We start from the raw sequence: 17983 nt of genomic DNA, 5'->3' as shown, positions 1-17983 counted from the left end.
TAAAAAAATTCATCATTATGAAAAAACCGCTTGCAAAGATTTGTCTTTGTGATTATAATTACAAGTGAGTAGGAGGGGAATAACGTGAAAAAAAATCCGACCATTTTCAACATTCAAAAATTCTCTACCCATGATGGTCCAGGTATTCGAACAACGATTTTTTTCAAGGGGTGTCCCATTCGATGTGAATGGTGTCACAATCCAGAAAGCCAAGTTTTTGGTCCAGAGATTATGTTGAACAAATACGGAAAAGAAGAGGTAATCGGCAAAGACTATTCCATTCGAGAACTGGTTAAAAAAATCCAAGCAGACCAGATATTTTATGATCAGTCTGGTGGCGGAGTTACTTTCTCCGGCGGCGAGGTAATGGCGCAGGACATGGACTATGTGGTTGAGTTGGCAAAAGAATGTCAGCGTATGGGTATCTCGGTAGCGATTGATACATGCGGCGTGGCCCCTCAAAAAAATTACGAGAGAATTTTACCTTATGCCGACCTGTTTTTGTACGATTTAAAGTTCATAAATTCACAATTGCATCACCTGTATACAGGCGCTGGAAATGACATGGTTCTATCGAATTTACGCTATTTATCCGACCAAAAGGCAGTGATCGATTTGCGATTAATTCTGCTGGATGAAGTCAATGCAGATGAACAGACAGCGAGGAATATTGTGGGTTGGCTTTATGAACAAGGAATTCATGTGAGTGAAATCTCATTGTTGCCTTATCATGACTTTGGTCGAGACAAATACAAACGTTTGAACCGAGAATGTACCCAAAATTTTATTAAACCATCTGATGAACAAGTTGCGCACATTAAAAAAGTATACGAAACAGCCGGTTATCAAGTGACAATCGGTGGATAATAAAGAAGTACAGGAGGAAAAGAAATGGCTGAATTAACATTGGAACCAACGAGAAGAGGCAGTACTGAACGAATCAAGCGATTAAGAGAAATTAGTGAAAAAGAGTGTGAACCTAGAATTTCCATGGAACGAGCTGTTTTACTGACAGAAGCCTACAAGCAATGGGAAGGCAAAGTTTCAACCCCCGTTTTGCGTGGTTTAGCATTTAAGTATATTATGGAAAACCGGACAAACTATATTGAAAAAGGTAGTTTGGTTCTTGGTGAGAAGGGGCATGCACCTTGGGCAGCTCCAACTTTCCCAGAGTTATGTTGTCATACGTTAGACGATTTTGAGAATATGAACAATCGTGAAAAGGTATTCTTCAAAGTATCAGAGGAAGATCGCAAGATTCAAGAGGAAGTCATTATTCCTTATTGGCATGATCGAGCAATGATGACGCGCATGAATAAGTTATTGCCGGAAGAATGGCATTTATTATTTGATGCTGGTTTATATACAGAATTCTTGATGCAACGGGGACCTGGTCATACAGTTGCGGACGGAAAAATGTATCAAAAAGGCTTCGCTGATTTCAAAGCAGATATCCAACGGGAAATTGACAACCTTGATTACAACAGTGATATGGAAGCTTTAAACAAACGAGAAGAATTAGAAGGTATGAAGCTGGTTTGTGAAGCAATGATTATCTTCGGAAAACGTTATGCTCAGCAATGTCGGGATATGGCTGAAACAGAAACTGATCCAGAATGGAAAAAGGAACTGTTGGAATTGGCTGAAGTCTGTGATGTTGTACCTGAACATGCGCCGCAAACTTTCCGTCAAGCAATTCAAATGTACTGGTTTGTGCACATTGGGGTAACGGTTGAAATGAATAACTGGGATGCGTATTCACCAGGTAAATTGGATCAGCATTTAGAACCTTTTTATGAAAAAGACATAGAAGAAGGCCGTTTAACTCGTGAGGAAGCGCGGGAGCTTTTAGAAAATCTGTGGATCCAATTTAACAACCAACCGGCACCGCCAAAAGTCGGAATCACGTTGAAGGAAAGCGGTACGTATACTGATTTCTGTAATTTGAATACCGGTGCATTGCGTCCTGATGGAACCAGCGGAGTTAGTGAAGTCAGCTATTTAATTTTAGAAGTAATGGATGAAATGAAGCTGCTGCAGCCAAGCTCGAACGTTCAAATTTCGAAAAAATCACCAGAGAAATTCCTGCGTGAAGCGTTGCGGGTCTCTCGTAAAGGCTGGGGTCAACCGGCGCTTTATAATTCAGAAGCGATTTTGAATGAATTGAGCTATTTAGGCAAATCTGTCGATGATGCGAGAGAAAGCGGGATTTGTTCAGGTTGTGTGGAAGTGGGCGTCGCTGGTAAAGAAGCGTATGTTCTGACTGGTTACTTGAATATTCCGAAAGTTTTTGAGTTAGCAATGTATCGCGGGTACGATCACTATACAGGCAAGCAGGTAGGGATTGATATTGGCGATTTCCGCGAAATGACAACTTACGAAGAAATGTTTGATGCTTTTTATGAAGAATTGAAATATGTGGTGGACGTGAAGGTTGCCGGAAACAATATGATCGAACGGATGTACATGGAATTTATGCCCGTACCGCTGCTTTCAGTAATGAGCGATGACTGTATATCCGTGGGGAAAGATTACAACTGTGGTGGAGCTCGCTATAACACGAGTTATATTCAGTGTGTGGGTGTCGCAACTATCACCGATTCATTAGCTGCGATGAAGCATAATGTGTTTGATCAAAAAACGATGACGATGGCTGAAATGATTCAAGCTTGCTCGGATGATTTTGAAGGGCATGACGATATTTATGACATGGTTTACAATGAAACACCGAAATACGGGAACGACGATGACTATGCGGATGATTTGTTAAAAACAGTGGATGAAACCTTGCAGGATATCATTGCTGGCCGGCCTACACCAAAAGGTTCTAAAACGGTAGTAGAGTTCCTGCCAACCACTTGCCACGTTTACTTTGGTCAAGTGATGGAAGCTTCACCAAATGGCCGTCATAAAGGAATTCCTTTACCAGATGGGATTTCACCTGAAAAAGGAGCCGACCGCAACGGTCCAACTGCAGTAATCAAATCTGCTTCTAAGCTGGATCAAACCAAAACTGGTGGTGCATTGTTGAATCAGAAGTTTACGCCAAGTGTAGTTGCTGGAGAACAGGGAATTATTAATATGGCGTCGTTGGTTCGTAGCTACTTTGCGCTGGACGGACACCATATTCAATTTAACGTTGTCAATCGGGATGTTCTGCTTAAGGCTCAAAAGCATCCAAAAGAATACGAAAATCTGATTGTACGAGTAGCGGGTTACAGCGACTACTTTAATAATTTGGAAAAAGCGCTGCAGGATGAAATTATTGCTCGAACAGAACAAGATTTTGGCTAAAAAAATCTGAGCCTAGAAAGATAACGGGAAATGCTTTCTAGGCTCTCTCTTGGGGGAAGGTAAGTATGAAACAAATCGTTTTGGTAATGCTGGTCCTTTTTATAGGCTTGCACATGAGTGTTTTAGGTCGGGATCTGTTTAAGAATAAGAGAAATCTTGGCAGCGGCAGTATGCCTGTTTCAATCGGGATTGGTTTTATTACTGATTTCTTAGATACTTTGGGCATTGGGGCATTTGCTCCTACCACTTTATTAATGAACTTGACCAAGCAGCTGGATGACGATCGCAAGCTGCCGGGAACGTTAAATGTCAGTCATGCGTTATCCTGTTTATTGGAAGCAATTATCTTTATCACAGTGGTAAAGGTGGAGCCGTTGACTTTGTTTTCTTTGGTTGCTGCTGCAACAGTTGGTTCATGGATCGGCTCGAAATTTGTTACTAAGCTGCCGGAGCAAAAGGTTCAATTTGTAATGGGCTGTGCTTTAATATTGACCGCAATCTTGATGGCCTTGAAACAAACTGGCATGATCAATATTTTAGGTGAAGGCAATACAGCGACTGGCTTAACCGGGATTAAACTGATAATTGGAATTGTGGGTAATTTTGGTTTAGGTGCACTAATGACGATGGGGGTGGGATTGTATGCCCCTTGTATGGCAATGGTGTATATGCTGGGCTTGAGTCCTTTGGTGGCTTTCCCGATCATGTCTGCTTCCTGCGGTGCATTGATGCCTGTAGCGAGTATCAACTTTATTCGAACAGGTGAGTATGCTCGTAAGGTAAGTCTGGGAATCACGATTGGCGGAATTGCGGGGGTAATTATTGCTTCGAAATTCGTTACAGGCTTAGATATTACGGTGTTAACTTGGATTGTCATCGTAGTGATTATTTACTCTGGCTTTACCTATATTCAAAAGAGTCGTAAGCTGGCGATTGCACAAAAAGCATAGGACTGAAAAAAGGGGATAAATTGTCGTGTTAAAAAATGTAGATGCAGTGAAAAAGGCCAATGTTTATTTTGACGGGAAGGTAACCAGCCGAACCCTTCAACAGGCAGATGGCAGTAAGGTTACTTTAGGGTTCATGTTAGCAGGTGACTATACCTTTAATACAAACGAAAAAGAATTAATGACTGTTTTACAAGGGGCAATGACGGTTTTGCTGCCTGGCGAAACGGAATGGCAAACTTTCACTGAAGAAGAAGAGTTTATTGTTCCTAAAAATAGTGCGTTTCAAGTAAAAGTAACGGAATATGCTGATTACAGCTGTTCGTATATTGCTGAATAAAGAAGCAACGTGGAATCAACTTGATTTTATAGATTGATTCAGCCTTTTTGATGGAAGAAGTCGCGGTAAGATGCGACTTCTTTTTTCTTGTATAGATTTTTTGTACCAATCAAGAAAAAGTCCACTCAAAATGTTGTGAAGTATGATAAATTAGACATAGACAAATTTATTGAGGAGCTAGTTAATGACAACCACCCAACTTCGATCGGGCAAAAGACAAGAAAATCCGATCTTTCAAACAATAAAAAGACTGGAATTTCCAGTCGTTTTCTTTTTAATTTTCGCAATGGTATTTGGTCTAATCTTCATCAAAATCATTCCACCGCTGCAGGCCCCCGATGAAGTCGGGCACTTAGTGAAGGCTGATGCCCTTTCCCGTTTTAAGGTGCGTCCAGAGACGCGTACAGGAAAGGCACCGAAAAAGGCTGATCAAACCTGGGGCTTTTATGGTTTTGAGGTTTCAGATGAAATCTATCGCATGAACGAATACGCCGTTCAAAAATGGGGAGAAAATGAAAAGTATCCTTATATGATTAAGTCAGATGGCGATAATTCGGATAAATTTATCGGAACCGGCGGCATGACCAACTACAGCTTTGTCAATTACATTCCGCAAATAACCGCGATCTGGGTGGGTAAGCTGTTTAATCAACGACCGCTGAATCAGTATTATATTGCCCGCTATTTCAATCTGTTTGCTTACATTTTTGTGGTGTTTGCAGCCTTAGCTATTTTCCCCTTTTCAAAATGGGGCGGGGCAGTAATTGGTCTCAATCCGATGGCTATGTTTTTAGCTTCTACGGTTTCTGGAGATGCCATGATTATTGCCGGCGGTTTTTTCTTTACGTCTTGGATCTTGCATCTTAGAAGCAAAAAACGAATCAGCTCGCCAGCTATGTTGATCAGTATGGTAATGATGATCGGACTGGTTTTAATGAAGCCGACAATGATTACTTTAGGGATGCTGTTTTTCTTGTTGCCCAATAAAGCTTTAAGTGTGCGAAGGAAAATTGCCTGGGGTATTTTGATTTTGGCTTTATCGATTGGTTTTTATCTGTGGTGGAACAGCTTCATGATTGATCAGCAAACGCTTTATCGTGATTTTTCTAACCCATCGAAGCAGGTGGCAGCCTTTTTCAAGGATCCGTCGATTTTTCTGACGAATTTTTATGATAACTATGTTTTAGGGATCAAAGGAGATTATATCACTCGGTCAGCAGTCGGAGACTTTGGTTTGTTGGATGCACCAATGGCAACCCACTGGATTATCTTTTACTTTTCAATTTTGATTGTGGCTTCCCTGCTGCAAAAAGAAGACGGTGGAACACTGGCTCTTTATCAAAAAGGAATTATTGTGCTGTTGCTGATCCTATACACCCTGCTGACTTTCTTTGCACTGTATCAAATCTGGAATCCAGTGAATGCCAAGAAAACCATTGAGGGACTTCAAGGCCGCTACTTTATTCCGGTTGGGCTAACTATGGTTCCGCTGTTCAGCAGCCATGGCAAAGGCTTGGATGTCAGCAAGCGTTCAATGAATATTATTTTAAGTATCAGCTTGGTAATCTTGTTTCTAGTTGCTTTATCCGTGTTAAATGAACGCTATTAAGAATAGACAGTCTGCTTTCGTTGCAAAATGAAGGCAGGCTTTTTTTCATGAAGCAAACTGTAAAAAAATTATTAGAGGTGCAAAAATTTTCAATCTGCATAATTTCTGATTTATATAAGGTTAATACAGAGAAGACACGTATGGGAAAGTAAAAAGGAGTAATAGAAAGCTTTTAAATCTCTAAAAAAATGACTTTGCTAAATAATTCCACCTCCCCCTTGTAAGCGTAAACTTTTGTGAATATACTAACATTAGTAGGGAAAGGGAGGATAGCATGTTTTTATTAAAGGCGGCAAAAATTATTATTGGTGATGGAGAAACAGTGATCGAGGATGGCGGTGTGGTTTGTCAAAACGATCAGATTCTGTCAGTGGGTCCTGCGAAAGAATTACAGGAAAAATATCCGGAGGCAGAGGTTCGAGATTACGGTCAGTCAACGATTCTACCAGGTTTAATGGATGCTCATATCCATTTGGGCTATTATTGGACGCAGCCAGATTTGCATCACTACAATGATTTTATGATTGCTTATTATGCACAAAAGCAAGCGGAGACCTGTCTGAAGAAGGGGGTAACAACGATTCGGGACTGCTGCGGTCCGCAATTTCTTTTAGAAACGCTGCGGCTGGCAGCGGAAAAAGGTTTTGTCAAAGCACCAAGGATTCTGCATACTGATCGTGGAATTTGTATTACTGGTGGTCATGGCCATGAGGATGGCATTGAAGAGGTGGATGGTGTAGAAAATATTCGTCATACCATTCGTCGTCAAAAACGTGATGGTGCGGATTGGATTAAGCTGTTAACCACAAACCGTGACGATATCTGTGAATTTACCCAAGAAGAACTGAATGCGGGAGTTGAGGAGGCCCATCGTTTGGGCATGAAATGTGTGGTTCACTCCGGCACGCAACCAGGAATCCAAATGTGTATTGATGCTGGCTTTGATACGATTGAACATGGCAACTTTTTAACGGTAGAACAAGGCAAACAAATGGCGGCAAATCAGCAGACTTGGACGCCTACGATGTTTGCTTATCATTTTCTGGCTGATTACAACAAGAAGGTACAAGAGGTGGGGATTGATCATTCTAATCAATCTACTGAAACCTACTCTCATCATTTAGATTTTTTTGAAGCTTCTGTTGAGGCTTACTCGAAGAATTTTAAACCGATCTATGATGAAGGAGTAACAATTTTAGCAGGGACAGATATGGTGATGCTGGAGGCGCCTGATGTGCCGATTGTTGAGGAGCTTGAGTTAATGGTTCGTTATGGTTTGACGCCACTTGAGGCGATTCAAACAGCTACTCAAAATCCGGCACGAGTTTTCGACTTAACCGAGGTGACAGGCCAACTTAAATCGGGCCTGCAGGCGGATATTTTAGTGGTATCCGGCGATGTTACCCAGGATATTGAGCAGCTGCGGAATGTACAGCAGGTCTTTTTGGCAGGGGAAGAGATGTAAGTGTGAGAACGGATCCCTTGCTTTTCAAGCGTTTGAGAGGAAAATAAGTTTACTTAATAAAGCATGAAGACAGGAAATGAGGCGTATTCGCTAAATTTCTTGTCTTTTTTGCTTTGATTTCTTATCTAGTACTTATAAAAAGGAGCTGTTAATGTTCATACATAAAAAATGTGTAAGAAAGAACAAGAAAATAATTATTTTTTTAGTTAATGATTATCTATGAAGGTGAATTAAGGACAAATCAAGTACGCATATAGGTACAAAAAAATAAATAGGTGTTATGTTAGGTTGAGTATGTACAGAGATTATTCTCCTTTTATACTGAAAAGAATCTTGTGAAGAATACCTATTGTGCTTCCTATTTCCTTTGATATAATAGGATTAATCAAGTTTTCATAATAAAAAATAGCATGAAAAGAAATAGAGGATAAATTTGATTGTCAGCGAATGAAAATAATCATTGTTGTAATTTATTTGGAAGGATCCCTCCTTTAATTCGATTAATTTTATTTATTATTAAGTTTGTAGTATAGGAGAAAATATCGTCTATTTATTAATTTGTGACAAAACAAGAAATTCTTAGAGAGGCCATTGAAATGTTACTGTCAGTTGTTTTGAAAAGGCATGTTTTTTATACACAGATAAATTGCTTCTACTGAGTTCAAAGGAAATCTGGTAGACAAGGATTCTGATATAAAATTAGGAGTTGTTTGTTGTATAAATTTAGATGCGGTAATAGATAGTGTAAAACAATTACTGAGAGACTGGAGCGGACAAAATTTTTGTGATTCCTGCATCTAAAAGGGAAGTTTAATTGGATTCCTGACCTCTTTGCTACTATATAAGGATAAGGTGATGTTTTTCTGACACAAGAAGAATCAGAACCTATGCTTAAAAATAAATGGACAAATTTCTTAAACAATTGAGTGGACAGAAGAACAGCTTTTTCTGCACGCACTTATTTTTAAATGAAACAATATGCTTAGGGGAATCACGATAAAATAGTCATTTAATCAATAATCAACGATGCCGACAGTTTCTCTTCCTGTAGTTACTTCTTGGATATTGTTGCTTGTGTGTAGTTGAGAGGGAATCTATGGTTGAGGCAATGACTGTTCACAATCTAAAGAAAAGTTAGGTAGATAAGATGAAAGGTTTAATTTGTAAATACTGTGGTGGGAATCAATTTAAAAAAACAAAGAGAGGGTACCAGTGTTCTTACTGTCACGCAGAATATGATTTCGATGATGCACCAGTCACACCAAAGAAATCGCCTGTTCCAACTAAAAATACACGAGTTGCAAAACCTACGATAATTAGTCTTTTTCTCATTTTATTCGTCTTCAGTTTCATACTAGTTTTTTCAGGAGAGAACATACCTGCAAAACAAGATGTGGAAATCCCAAATGATAGTCCCAAGTCAGATTATTCGTCAAGTCAATTAAGCAATCCGGAACGAGCTGTTCGAATCGCAGAGCTCTCACTCAACGATGAGGAAATTAAATTAGCTAAAGCCTCAGTTGCTGAATATGGCGGAGAGAGAACAAATGAGTTTGAAGAACGATTGGCTGAGGCACAAAAAGATCATGATATCGCAAAAAAGAAAAGAGTAAAAAAACCGCCTAAAAAAGATATGATCATCGAAGATCCTAATTCAGAGTTCGCGGTAACAACCTATTATCATGAAGCTGGTTTTCTAGTTGCTTATGGACCAGATTTTGAACAATATTCTACTGCGGATATTTTGCGAATTTGGGGACAGCCGGATGAAATCATCACAAATTCTGAAGCAATCCAAAATAATATTCGACTTGAATTTGATGATGAGAACAGACCTGTCAACTACGAAGCTAAATCCTTAAAGGAGCAATGGCAAACTGGACAACTTACTTGGAGAGAAGTTCAAGCTTTTATTGCATTTATTAAAGACAACTCTTATGCAGGGTACTCAAAACAATTCGTTTACGAAAAACAAGGAAAACCAAACGTTTATTTTAAGGATGATCGAGTGGGGTATGTGACACCGATCGTGCGCTACGTATCCTTCACCCGCTCGCCAGAAAAATATCCTCGAGAAGGGTTAGGAAAATACCCAGATGATTTTCCTGAAGAATATGGATCGGATGGGTTTTATCATGAAAAATAAAGAATGTATGAACTGTGGCAGTACGCAATTCCACCAAGTAAAAAATGGCTGGAAGTGCGAATATTGCGGCACAATTTATTTGAACACGAAAAAAAAGAGCACCGTCAGTCAAGTTGATGAGTTGCCTACAGTTAAAAAGAAAAAAAACTTGATACATGTCAGTGCGGCAATTCCGATTATTATTATGCTGGTTGGACTATTGAGTTATTCAGTATTTAGTAGCAATACTGAGAGTGTAATTCCCTATCAGCCAATCGAGCCAGGTGTCGAAGATCCTTCTACAAAAGGGGAGTTCCCTGAAGGTTGGACACAAAATATCTATGATTCTGTAAAAGTAGCTACCGAGAATTACGATGCTGACAGTGAAAAGTATTCTTTTGAAAATGGTTCAAGTTATGAAGAATTAGAAAAGTTGGTGGGCAAGCCCGATACTGTTACTAGCTGGGAAAAAGAATCCTATGGTATGCCGCCAAGATCGATGGCTACTTGGAATAAAACCAGTGATGGGGATTACGAGCCCCACTCTGTTACTGTTACTTACGATAAAGAGACACTGATGATTACTGATAAAAGTCATTACTGATTGTTAATGAACCCATTCGGTTTTTGTAATCCGTCAATTGTGAGTCTGTTATCAATAGTTGACTTAGTGGATTTTCTGTCTGATATCAAGAAGGTAAGACAAACTGCAGAACTTTGTGCTAACTATGTTAAGATGATTTTCTTTAATTATTCAGAACATAGCGACTTAAAAACTACTTTTGAGCACCCTCAATCGCACTTATTGAGGGTGTTTATCGGCATAAATCATTAAAGAAAAAAGAAAAATTGCTAATAAAGCTTCTTGAACCAAGTCTTCTTATTACATGAATCACATAGGTGTGACATATAATGAAAAACGAGGAGTTGGTTTTCATGAAAAAAAACTATCCGTACTGGGTCATTCCCTTGATGGCGGTTTTATTTATTTTGCCTAACCTGATTACCCGCGATATGATCGTTGGTTCGGATGCAGTTTTTCACTTCAATCGCTTTTATGATACAGCGATGCAAATTAAAAACGGAAATTTTGAATATTTTATTACTCTTTATGGTTTTCAGCAGTCGGGACGAATTGTCAATGCTCTTTACGGTCCGCTGTGGGCTTATCTAAACGGTTTGTTAGTCCTGATCGGTGGCAGCTGGTTTAGGTATCAGGTGCTGGCAAATTTTTTGATTTATTTGATATCAGGTAGTTCAATGTATTGTTTGCTGAAGCGGGCCGGGATTTCCAAGAGTTTGGCGGTTTCAGCGGCAATTTTCTTTATGACGACATTTTCGATTCAATACTGGATTCAGCGTCAGGGATTTACCAGCTGGGGAACGGCGGTTTTGCCACTGTGTCTGTTACCGTTATTGGATATGGTGGAAAAAGGCCGGATTCCAGTGGTGAAGCTGGCGATTCTGATGGCGTTGATGACGCAAATTCATTTATTTTCTAGCTTGCTGCTGGCAGGGATTTATGCCTTCTATTTTGTTTATACCTTCATTCGCAGTGAGCAGAAAATGAAGCTGATGAAGGACGTCAGTTTGGCGGTGCTGCTGTTTTTAGGGCTAACGGCGAATCTGTGGGGGTCGCTTTTCTATCTATACACCAACAATCAGCTGATTAGTCCTTTTGTAAACCAGCAAATGTCAAATTTTGCGGTGGACAGCGGTAGTGATTATTGGCTGTTTTATCCTTATACCTTTGTGCCGTTAATGGGCGCAATGCTGGCAATCTATCTAGTGAGTCGCAAGAAGATGACGCCTTTAATTCATTTGACGGGTGCTTTATCGCTGATTTTCTTGATTTTATCCAGTGATTTGCTGCCTTGGACAACCTGGGTGCAGAAGCAGGTTCCGTTTGTGTCGTTAATTCAGTTTCCGTTTCGTTTCTTTGCACCTTTTACTGTCTTGTTTGTTTTTTTCACGGCTCAGGTCTACAGTACAACCAATTGGCCCAAGCGTTTGAAGCAGATAATTCCGATGCTGGTGGTTGTGATTGGTGCGGTGCAGATTTTGTATACCACGAATCAGACTTTGCAGCGCTGGCACACTGAGCGTTACACTAATAAAGAAGGAATTCATACGTATGTTTATGGAGATGACCAGCAGGTTCGTGACTCCTTCTACAGTCGTGACTTGAAAAAGAGTTTAGAACTTTTGCAAAAAGGTACACCGGACTACTTGCCGGTTTATGAAGAAACTGGCCGCAACAATTACAATTTATACAAACAAAAAGTGGTTGATCCCAATCCGGATTTTCAAAAGATCGTGGCTGGTAATTCTTTAATTGTTAAATGGACACAGTCGAAAGCGGGACAAACGCAATTGCCAATTGTTCTGTATCATGGTTCGGGAATAGCGGTAAATGGTAAAAAAGTTTCGCCGACGCTATCTGAGATTGGCACGCCTGCTGTTCAGGCAAAAAGTGGAGTAAACAAGGTACGTCTGTGGTTCAATCCACCGTTTTACGTAGATGTGGGTATTTGGCTTGCCATACTGTTTTGGCTACTTTGTCCGGTTTATTATGTAGTGAAAAAAACAAGGCTCAAAAAAATGTTCAAGGCTTCTAATTAAGGAGCTTTGAACATTTTTTCATTGTAATGAGAGGAAAAAACGATTTGTGTCGAAGGATGGCCATACTTGAGGGTTTGATCAATAAAATCCTCTAATGAAGCCATCGAGTCTGTCGCAAATTTAACTAAATAACTGTATTTTCCAGCAATGCGATGGCATTCGATAACATCAGGATGACTCCAGCAAAACTCACGAAAGGCTTGGCAATTTATGGTTTCCATCAGAATAAAGACGTCAATCTTCTTCCCCAGCTTTTGATAGTTGATTTTGGTAGTGTAGCCCTCGATGATACCTTGTTCTTCTAGTTTTAAAATTCTTTCCTTTACTGAGGGATTACTTAAGGCGACCCTCTTAGAAAGCTCTTTTATCGGCATGCGGGCATTTTCTGCCAGTAGGTCGAGAATCTTCCAATCAGTTTGATCCATAGAAACCTCCTTTATTAAGGTGAAAAGGCTCTTTTACCTTAATAAATAAGGTGAAACACCCCTAATACCTTGTTTTGTACATGGAAGCAAGTATTTTTTCATTATATGCTATTAATAGAGGGAAGGAAAGGCAGGAACGAAAAATGACAAAAACATTATTATTGTTAGCGAATGGGTTTGAAGCGTATGAAGCAAGTGTTTTCACAGATGTTCTAGGTTGGAATTTATATGAGGGAGATGGTTCCACCGAGCTGGTATCGGTGGGACTGCATTCAGAACTGACTTGTACTTGGGGGCCGAAATGGATTCCCGATGTTCGGTTAGATGAAATCCAACTGGACTCTTACGATGCTTTGGCAATTCCTGGCGGTTTTGAAGAAGCAGGATTTTACACAGATGCGTTCAATGAACGATTTCTGACTGTAATTAGATATTTTGCAGGAGCGGGTAAACCGATCGCTTCAATCTGTGTGGCCGCCTTAAGTGTAGCCAAAAGTGGTGTTTTATCTGGTAAAAAAGCGACAACTTATACCTATCCCGGCAATCCTCGGCAAGATCAGCTGGCAGCTTTTGGGGTAGAGGTGCAGCATGGTCAGTCCATTGTTCAAGAGGGAAATATTGTTACTTCTTCTTCGCCAGCAACAGCTTTGGAAGTAGCGTTTTGGCTGCTTGAACAACTAACAAATCAAGAAAATGTTCAACAGGTAAAAAGGCGAATGGGCTTTTAGGTGAAGCTGCAAGGATAAAAAACTTCTCTAACCTGAGTGGTCAGAGAAGTTTTTTTGTTTAAGCGTTTCCGCGGCTTAGCTTCATTTTATCAATTTTTCGAGTATTTAAGAACCAATATTGATGGTGATCACCGACCAAAGCGGTGAAAGGTACAGGAACTTGGCCAGCTTCTTCAACCTTTTTGGCTAAGTACTCTTTTAGAATCCATGGATCTTCAATGGAATTTTGTTGAAGCTGAAGAATGCGGGTAATTTTTTCTGGTGCTACTTGAAAGTCTTCAGCAACTGCTTCAATTGTCAGATTTGCCAAAGACATATTTTCTTGGAATTCTAAAATAGTATCCAATTTTTGTTGTTGCGTTAATGACATTCCGTTCACTTCCTTGGAGGTAGTTTACTACGTTTTGAAAGAAATGTCGAAAAATTAGCTGACAAAAACCAGGCTTGCACATGCTGAATGGCTCTGCTAAACTTATAGTGATCGTTGATTAAAGGAAGTGCATGTAGTCCGGCGCACTAAGCATTACAAATAAAGTAAGCTAGTGAAACGTGGAAAAGCCATCTAAGACAAATAAACTGAAAAATTTCATGGTGAAATCAGTTTATTTGTTGTGTTTAGATGTTGGCTTTTTCATGTTTTTTTGCGTTGCTATTCTTGTATATCTAAAACCAATCAACGATCAACTACTAAAAAGGAGAATTTAAAAATGAATCTAAATAAATTAAGACAAGACATCCCTTTGTTCACGAAAAGCAGTGAGAATATTTGGCTTGATCCTTATGTAGCTAACCACATGCTGGCTGCTCATTTAAATGAGCAGGAAGACGGAGCCACTCGCAACAAATATTTTGTTGAAAAATCGGTGGCTTGGCTGACAGAAAAATTTCCACCAGAAGACTATCCAAAAGTATTGGATTTAGGCTGCGGTCCGGGAATCTATGCTGAGAAGTTTTCACGAGCTGGCTATCAAGTGACTGGGATTGATTTTTCCCAGAATAGTATTGACTATGCCCGACGATCTGCTGAGGAGGAGAACCTGCCGATTCGTTATATTCAGGGAGACTATACTAAAACTGATTGGCAGGAGGAATCCTACGATCTGATCTTTATGATTTATTGTGATTTAGGTGTTTTGTCCCATGAGAATCGCCGAATTATTTTAGAAAGGGCTTATCAGGCACTGAAGCCTGATGGTCGACTGGTTTTTGATGTGTTTACGCCTGTTCGTTATCAAGATTTTAAGCCAACTCAAATCTGGCAAATGGAAGAAAATAGTTTTTGGAGCCAAGAACCCTGTCTGCATTTGGAACGTACGGAAAAATATGGGTCAACCTATTTAGCAGCCCATCATTTGTTGAATGAAGAAGAGCAAAAGACTTTTTATATTTGGGAGACGGTCTTTACGCCGAAAGAAATGACAGAAGAGTTGCAGCGAGGAGGCTTTACCCAAGTCAAGCTTTATAAAAATATTGCCGGTGAGCCGTGGGAGGATAATTCCGATACCGCCTGCTTTGTGGTCAGTAAGCAGTAAAACTCTACGTTCCGTTGGTTGTTTTGCCGGTGGGAATCACGTAATCTTAAGGTAAGAGGTGAGAAGATGGATAGTATACAAACTGGCCGATTAATTCGCAATTTACGGAATGAACGCGGCTGGACACAAAAAGAATTAGCCGAAGCTCTAATGATTAGCGATCGGACGGTTTCCAAGTGGGAGCGGGGGCGAGGTTACCCCGATGTATCACTGGTAACAAAACTTTCTCAGTTGTTTCAAGTAGAAACCAATCAACTGCTGGCAGGGGAATTAACTCAAAATCAACTGAATAACGGGAATATAACTAAGGTCAGTTTTTTTGTCTGTTCGACCTGCCAGACCATCAACTTTTCATTTGGGAAAACTGAAATGACTTGTTGTGGAAGACATTTAGAACCCTTATTGCCTCAGGCAGAACAAGGGGAGCATCAGGTGAAGGTAACAGAAGTTGAAGCTGACTGGTATGCTACCTTTGCCCATGAAATGAAAAAGGAGCACTCGTTGTCCTTTCTGGCGCTAGTCTCTGGTGATCAAATTCAGTTGAAAAAGCTGTATCCCGAACAGGAACCAGCAGTTCGACTGCCGCGAATGTGTCATGCGACTATGTATTTTTATTGTACTACGCATGGATTATTCAAAAAGGAGCAAACCAATGGCCACTTTTTATAAACAATCGATGGAAAATTGGCCTAGAGCGGAATCTTTTTACTATTATTCGCAAATGGCTCCTACCAGCTACTCAATTACAGTAAAGCTGCGGGTTACTAAACTGCGTCAACAAGCCAAATACAAACAGATTAAATTTTTCCCAGCATATTTGTATGCTGGGAGTCGCGTGATAAGTCAACTGCAGGAATTGAAATTGGCGATAAAGGATGAGACTTTGGGTTTTTGGGACTATCTCAATCCGGTTTATCCGCAGTTTCATCCAGAAGATCAGACGGTTTCCCTGCTATGGACTGAATATTCGACCAATTTTTCGGAATTTTATCAGCGTTATTTGGCAGATGTTCAAACATTTGGCACTGATCGTGGCATGTTAACGAAGAAAGGACCGCCACCAGAGAATGCGTATGTGATCTCTTGTATCCCCTGGTTCAGTTTTGATAGTTTTTCTTTGCAGCATCATCAACTAAAGGATTATTATTTTCCCAGCTTTGAAGCTGGAAAATTTATTCAGCAGGATGACGAATGGTACATGCCATTGGCGATTAATGCACATCATGCAGCAACGGATGGCTATCAGCTGAAAGTATTTTTGGAGCAGCTGCAGGAATTGATGGATCAAGGGGAGGATTGGCTGGATTAATAGCATCAGAGTCTAGTTTAGAGTAGACTCTGATGTTTTTCTTTGGGGAGGAAATTGGTCTACTAGTTAGAAAGAAGCGAGCATGCCTTTAACTCCGAGTGAAAATAATGAATAAGTAATTTTTTCTAATGAAATTCAAGGATATCCTCTTTAATTTAAGTTGATGGAGTCTACCTGCAGCGAGAGAAAAAGTAAGATTGGATTTCTAGTTTTATTGGTCTAGCTAAAAAAATGTTTAATACAAATTCCATTTTTCTCATTTACATTTAATTTATCTTGTTGTATACTATGTTCAACTCATCGGTTGGAGGTCATTAACATGACAAAGAACAAACTCTCACAACTGAATAACCGCTATTACGTTAGCTATTATTAGATACGTTTGTATTCATCTGGATACAAACGGACAGGTTTGTATCTATGATGGCTAATGTGCTTCAACGCGTCACCAGCCACGTAGGTAATTCTAAGTGGCTGTGAATAGTGCGAAAATAGTATTGATTTCTTTCGTAATTTCCAATCGTCCGCTTAGACTATCTAGGTGGACGATTTTTTTATTCGAAAGGAAGAGGAAATAATGAAAAAAGTATTAGCAGGAATTGGTATTTTAAGTTTGATGATATTAGGTGCATGTGGGCAAGGAGAATCAGCTGAAGATGACATGAAAACAGTTGGGGCACTGCAATTTGTGGAGCATGAATCGTTGGATGATTCATACAAGGGCTTTGTTCGCGGCTTGAAAGAAGAGGGCTTTATTGATGGCGAAACTGTTAAGATCGACTACCACAATGCCCAAGGCAGTCAGGATAATTTGAAGAGCATCAGTGAAAAATTAGTAAAATCAGATCCAGATTTATTGTTGGGAGTAACCACGGTCGCTGGTCAATCGTTGTTGACAGCGACAACAGATATTCCGATTGTTGTAACCTGTGTGACTGATTTGAAGGAAGCAAAATTGGTAAACAGTTACGACAAACCTGGTGGAAATGTAACAGGAACAACCAATATGTCGCCAGTGGCTAAACAAATCAAATTACTGTTGTCGATTGTGCCCGATGCTAAAAAAGTGGGAATCATGTACAATTCCGGTGAAATCAATTCAAAAATTCAAGCAGATTTGGCGATCGAAGCGTTGAAAAAAGCTGGGGTAGAACCGGTTGTTCGCACAGTTACCAGCACGAATGATGTGCAACAAGTTTCTCAAACAGTTGCGGATGAAGTTGATGGCATTTACCTGCCGACAGACAATACCTTTGCTAGTGCAAAAACACTGGTTGGGGATGTAATGAAAGAAAAAAAGGTTCCCTTAGTTGCTGGAGCCATCAACGATGTCAAAGAAGCCGGCATTGCTACTATTGGGATTAATTACGAAGAATTAGGGGCACAAACGGGAAGAATGGCTGCTAAAATTTTACGAGGCGAAGCAACTCCAGCAGACATGCCAGTAGAGGAATCAGAAAATCTGGAATTCTACGTTAATAAAGAAATGTGTGAAGCATTGGGAATTGATCCAGCAACTATTAAGAATCCAGAGGAATAAATGATGTATGCAAAGGCCGACAAGGAAGAACAAGTCGGCTTTTTGCT

The 17983-nt window shown here is 40.0% G+C and carries 17 protein-coding genes; 14 read left to right on the top strand and 3 right to left on the bottom strand.

Annotated features, from left to right (window positions below; all coding sequences use genetic code 11):
- Positions 1-84 precede the first annotated feature (84 nt).
- The 6 genes from IGI46_RS21945 to IGI46_RS21920 all read left to right on the top strand — a co-directional run bounded on the left by IGI46_RS21945 (position 85) and on the right by IGI46_RS21920 (position 7655).
- The gene (locus IGI46_RS21945; protein ID WP_429974255.1) at positions 85-867 is read left to right on the top strand and encodes a radical SAM protein; all 783 of its coding nucleotides are present in this window, start codon (positions 85-87) and stop codon (positions 865-867) included.
- A 24-nt stretch (positions 868-891) separates the two neighbouring features.
- The gene (gene hypD / locus IGI46_RS21940) at positions 892-3294 is read left to right on the top strand and encodes a trans-4-hydroxy-L-proline dehydratase (protein ID WP_429974254.1); all 2403 of its coding nucleotides are present in this window, start codon (positions 892-894) and stop codon (positions 3292-3294) included.
- 65 nt (positions 3295-3359) lie between these two features.
- Complete coding sequence (locus tag IGI46_RS21935) at positions 3360-4244, top strand: sulfite exporter TauE/SafE family protein (protein ID WP_207704098.1); 885 nt, start codon at positions 3360-3362, stop codon at positions 4242-4244.
- Between the two features lie 25 nt (positions 4245-4269).
- A complete protein-coding gene (locus IGI46_RS21930) occupies positions 4270-4581 on the top strand; it encodes a pyrimidine/purine nucleoside phosphorylase (protein WP_429965732.1) in 312 nt (103 codons plus the stop codon).
- Positions 4582-4765: 184 nt separating this feature from the next.
- Positions 4766-6190 carry a DUF2142 domain-containing protein gene (locus IGI46_RS21925; protein ID WP_429965733.1) on the top strand — a complete coding sequence of 475 codons (1425 nt, stop codon included), beginning with the start codon at positions 4766-4768 and terminating at the stop codon, positions 6188-6190.
- 274 nt (positions 6191-6464) lie between these two features.
- Positions 6465-7655, top strand: a complete 1191-nt coding sequence (locus IGI46_RS21920; protein ID WP_429965734.1) for an amidohydrolase family protein — start codon at positions 6465-6467, stop codon at positions 7653-7655.
- Between the two features lie 1224 nt (positions 7656-8879).
- Here the strand turns inward: IGI46_RS21920 and IGI46_RS21915 are convergent.
- Positions 8880-9008 (bottom strand): hypothetical protein, encoded by a 129-nt coding sequence (locus tag IGI46_RS21915; protein ID WP_429974253.1) that lies wholly within the window; start codon positions 9006-9008, stop codon positions 8880-8882.
- Between the two features lie 40 nt (positions 9009-9048).
- On the opposite strand from IGI46_RS21915, the gene IGI46_RS21910 reads away from it, so the two are divergent.
- From IGI46_RS21910 to IGI46_RS21900, 3 genes are all read left to right on the top strand, one after another.
- The gene (locus IGI46_RS21910; RefSeq protein ID WP_429974252.1) at positions 9049-9801 is read left to right on the top strand and encodes a DUF4947 domain-containing protein; all 753 of its coding nucleotides are present in this window, start codon (positions 9049-9051) and stop codon (positions 9799-9801) included.
- Positions 9791-10384, top strand: coding sequence for a hypothetical protein (locus tag IGI46_RS21905; protein WP_429974251.1), 594 nt, complete (start codon positions 9791-9793; stop codon positions 10382-10384). Before IGI46_RS21910 ends, IGI46_RS21905 begins: the two co-directional genes overlap by 11 nt.
- 332 nt (positions 10385-10716) lie before the next feature.
- A complete protein-coding gene (locus IGI46_RS21900) occupies positions 10717-12402 on the top strand; it encodes a hypothetical protein (RefSeq protein ID WP_429965737.1) in 1686 nt (561 codons plus the stop codon).
- Here the strand turns inward: IGI46_RS21900 and IGI46_RS21895 are convergent.
- A complete protein-coding gene (locus tag IGI46_RS21895; protein ID WP_429965738.1) occupies positions 12399-12827 on the bottom strand; it encodes an Lrp/AsnC family transcriptional regulator in 429 nt (142 codons plus the stop codon). The genes IGI46_RS21900 and IGI46_RS21895 overlap by 4 nt on opposite strands.
- A gap of 143 nt (positions 12828-12970) precedes the next feature.
- Between IGI46_RS21895 and IGI46_RS21890 the strand changes: the two genes are divergently transcribed.
- Positions 12971-13555 (top strand): DJ-1/PfpI family protein, encoded by a 585-nt coding sequence (locus IGI46_RS21890; protein ID WP_429974250.1) that lies wholly within the window; start codon positions 12971-12973, stop codon positions 13553-13555.
- A 58-nt stretch (positions 13556-13613) separates the two neighbouring features.
- Here the strand turns inward: IGI46_RS21890 and IGI46_RS21885 are convergent, their stop codons facing one another.
- Positions 13614-13925: a DUF2316 family protein gene (locus IGI46_RS21885; protein ID WP_429965740.1), complete on the bottom strand. Its 312-nt coding sequence runs from the start codon at positions 13923-13925 to the stop codon at positions 13614-13616.
- A gap of 337 nt (positions 13926-14262) precedes the next feature.
- Here IGI46_RS21885 and IGI46_RS21880 point away from each other — a divergent pair, with 337 nt between their 5' ends.
- The 4 genes from IGI46_RS21880 to IGI46_RS21865 all read left to right on the top strand — a co-directional run bounded on the left by IGI46_RS21880 (position 14263) and on the right by IGI46_RS21865 (position 17936).
- Complete coding sequence (locus IGI46_RS21880; RefSeq protein WP_429965741.1) at positions 14263-15087, top strand: class I SAM-dependent methyltransferase; 825 nt, start codon at positions 14263-14265, stop codon at positions 15085-15087.
- A gap of 66 nt (positions 15088-15153) precedes the next feature.
- Positions 15154-15756 carry a helix-turn-helix domain-containing protein gene (locus tag IGI46_RS21875; RefSeq protein ID WP_429965742.1) on the top strand — a complete coding sequence of 201 codons (603 nt, stop codon included), beginning with the start codon at positions 15154-15156 and terminating at the stop codon, positions 15754-15756.
- A complete protein-coding gene (locus IGI46_RS21870) occupies positions 15740-16396 on the top strand; it encodes a CatA-like O-acetyltransferase (RefSeq protein ID WP_429965743.1) in 657 nt (218 codons plus the stop codon). The genes IGI46_RS21875 and IGI46_RS21870 overlap by 17 nt, the downstream gene beginning before the upstream one ends.
- A gap of 577 nt (positions 16397-16973) precedes the next feature.
- Positions 16974-17936: an ABC transporter substrate-binding protein gene (locus IGI46_RS21865; protein ID WP_429965744.1), complete on the top strand. Its 963-nt coding sequence runs from the start codon at positions 16974-16976 to the stop codon at positions 17934-17936.
- The last annotated feature ends 47 nt before the right edge of the window (positions 17937-17983 follow it).

It is taken from the genome of Enterococcus sp. AZ163, from assembly GCF_050498925.1.
Taxonomy (GTDB): domain Bacteria; phylum Bacillota; class Bacilli; order Lactobacillales; family Enterococcaceae; genus Enterococcus_A; species Enterococcus_A ferrettii.
The sequence above is the reverse complement of the archived record's forward strand: the minus strand, read 5'-3'. Positions and strand labels throughout refer to the sequence as shown.

Bases quoted from the DNA above. Each gene is read 5' to 3' on its own strand.
- hypD (WP_429974254.1), top strand. From the start codon at position 892: ATGGCTGAATTAACATTGGAACCAACGAGAAGAGGCAGTACTGAACGA.
- IGI46_RS21935 (WP_207704098.1), top strand. From the start codon at position 3,360: ATGAAACAAATCGTTTTGGTAATGCTGGTCCTTTTTATAGGCTTGCAC.
- IGI46_RS21925 (WP_429965733.1), top strand. From the start codon at position 4,766: ATGACAACCACCCAACTTCGATCGGGCAAAAGACAAGAAAATCCGATC.
- IGI46_RS21920 (WP_429965734.1), top strand. From the start codon at position 6,465: ATGTTTTTATTAAAGGCGGCAAAAATTATTATTGGTGATGGAGAAACA.
- IGI46_RS21915 (WP_429974253.1), bottom strand. From the start codon at position 9,008: ATGAAACTGAAGACGAATAAAATGAGAAAAAGACTAATTATCGTAGGT.
- IGI46_RS21905 (WP_429974251.1), top strand. From the start codon at position 9,791: ATGAAAAATAAAGAATGTATGAACTGTGGCAGTACGCAATTCCACCAA.
- IGI46_RS21900 (WP_429965737.1), top strand. From the start codon at position 10,717: ATGAAAAAAAACTATCCGTACTGGGTCATTCCCTTGATGGCGGTTTTA.
- IGI46_RS21895 (WP_429965738.1), bottom strand. From the start codon at position 12,827: ATGGATCAAACTGATTGGAAGATTCTCGACCTACTGGCAGAAAATGCC.
- IGI46_RS21890 (WP_429974250.1), top strand. From the start codon at position 12,971: ATGACAAAAACATTATTATTGTTAGCGAATGGGTTTGAAGCGTATGAA.
- IGI46_RS21885 (WP_429965740.1), bottom strand. From the start codon at position 13,925: ATGTCATTAACGCAACAACAAAAATTGGATACTATTTTAGAATTCCAA.
- IGI46_RS21880 (WP_429965741.1), top strand. From the start codon at position 14,263: ATGAATCTAAATAAATTAAGACAAGACATCCCTTTGTTCACGAAAAGC.
- IGI46_RS21875 (WP_429965742.1), top strand. From the start codon at position 15,154: ATGGATAGTATACAAACTGGCCGATTAATTCGCAATTTACGGAATGAA.
- IGI46_RS21870 (WP_429965743.1), top strand. From the start codon at position 15,740: ATGGCCACTTTTTATAAACAATCGATGGAAAATTGGCCTAGAGCGGAA.
- IGI46_RS21865 (WP_429965744.1), top strand. From the start codon at position 16,974: ATGAAAAAAGTATTAGCAGGAATTGGTATTTTAAGTTTGATGATATTA.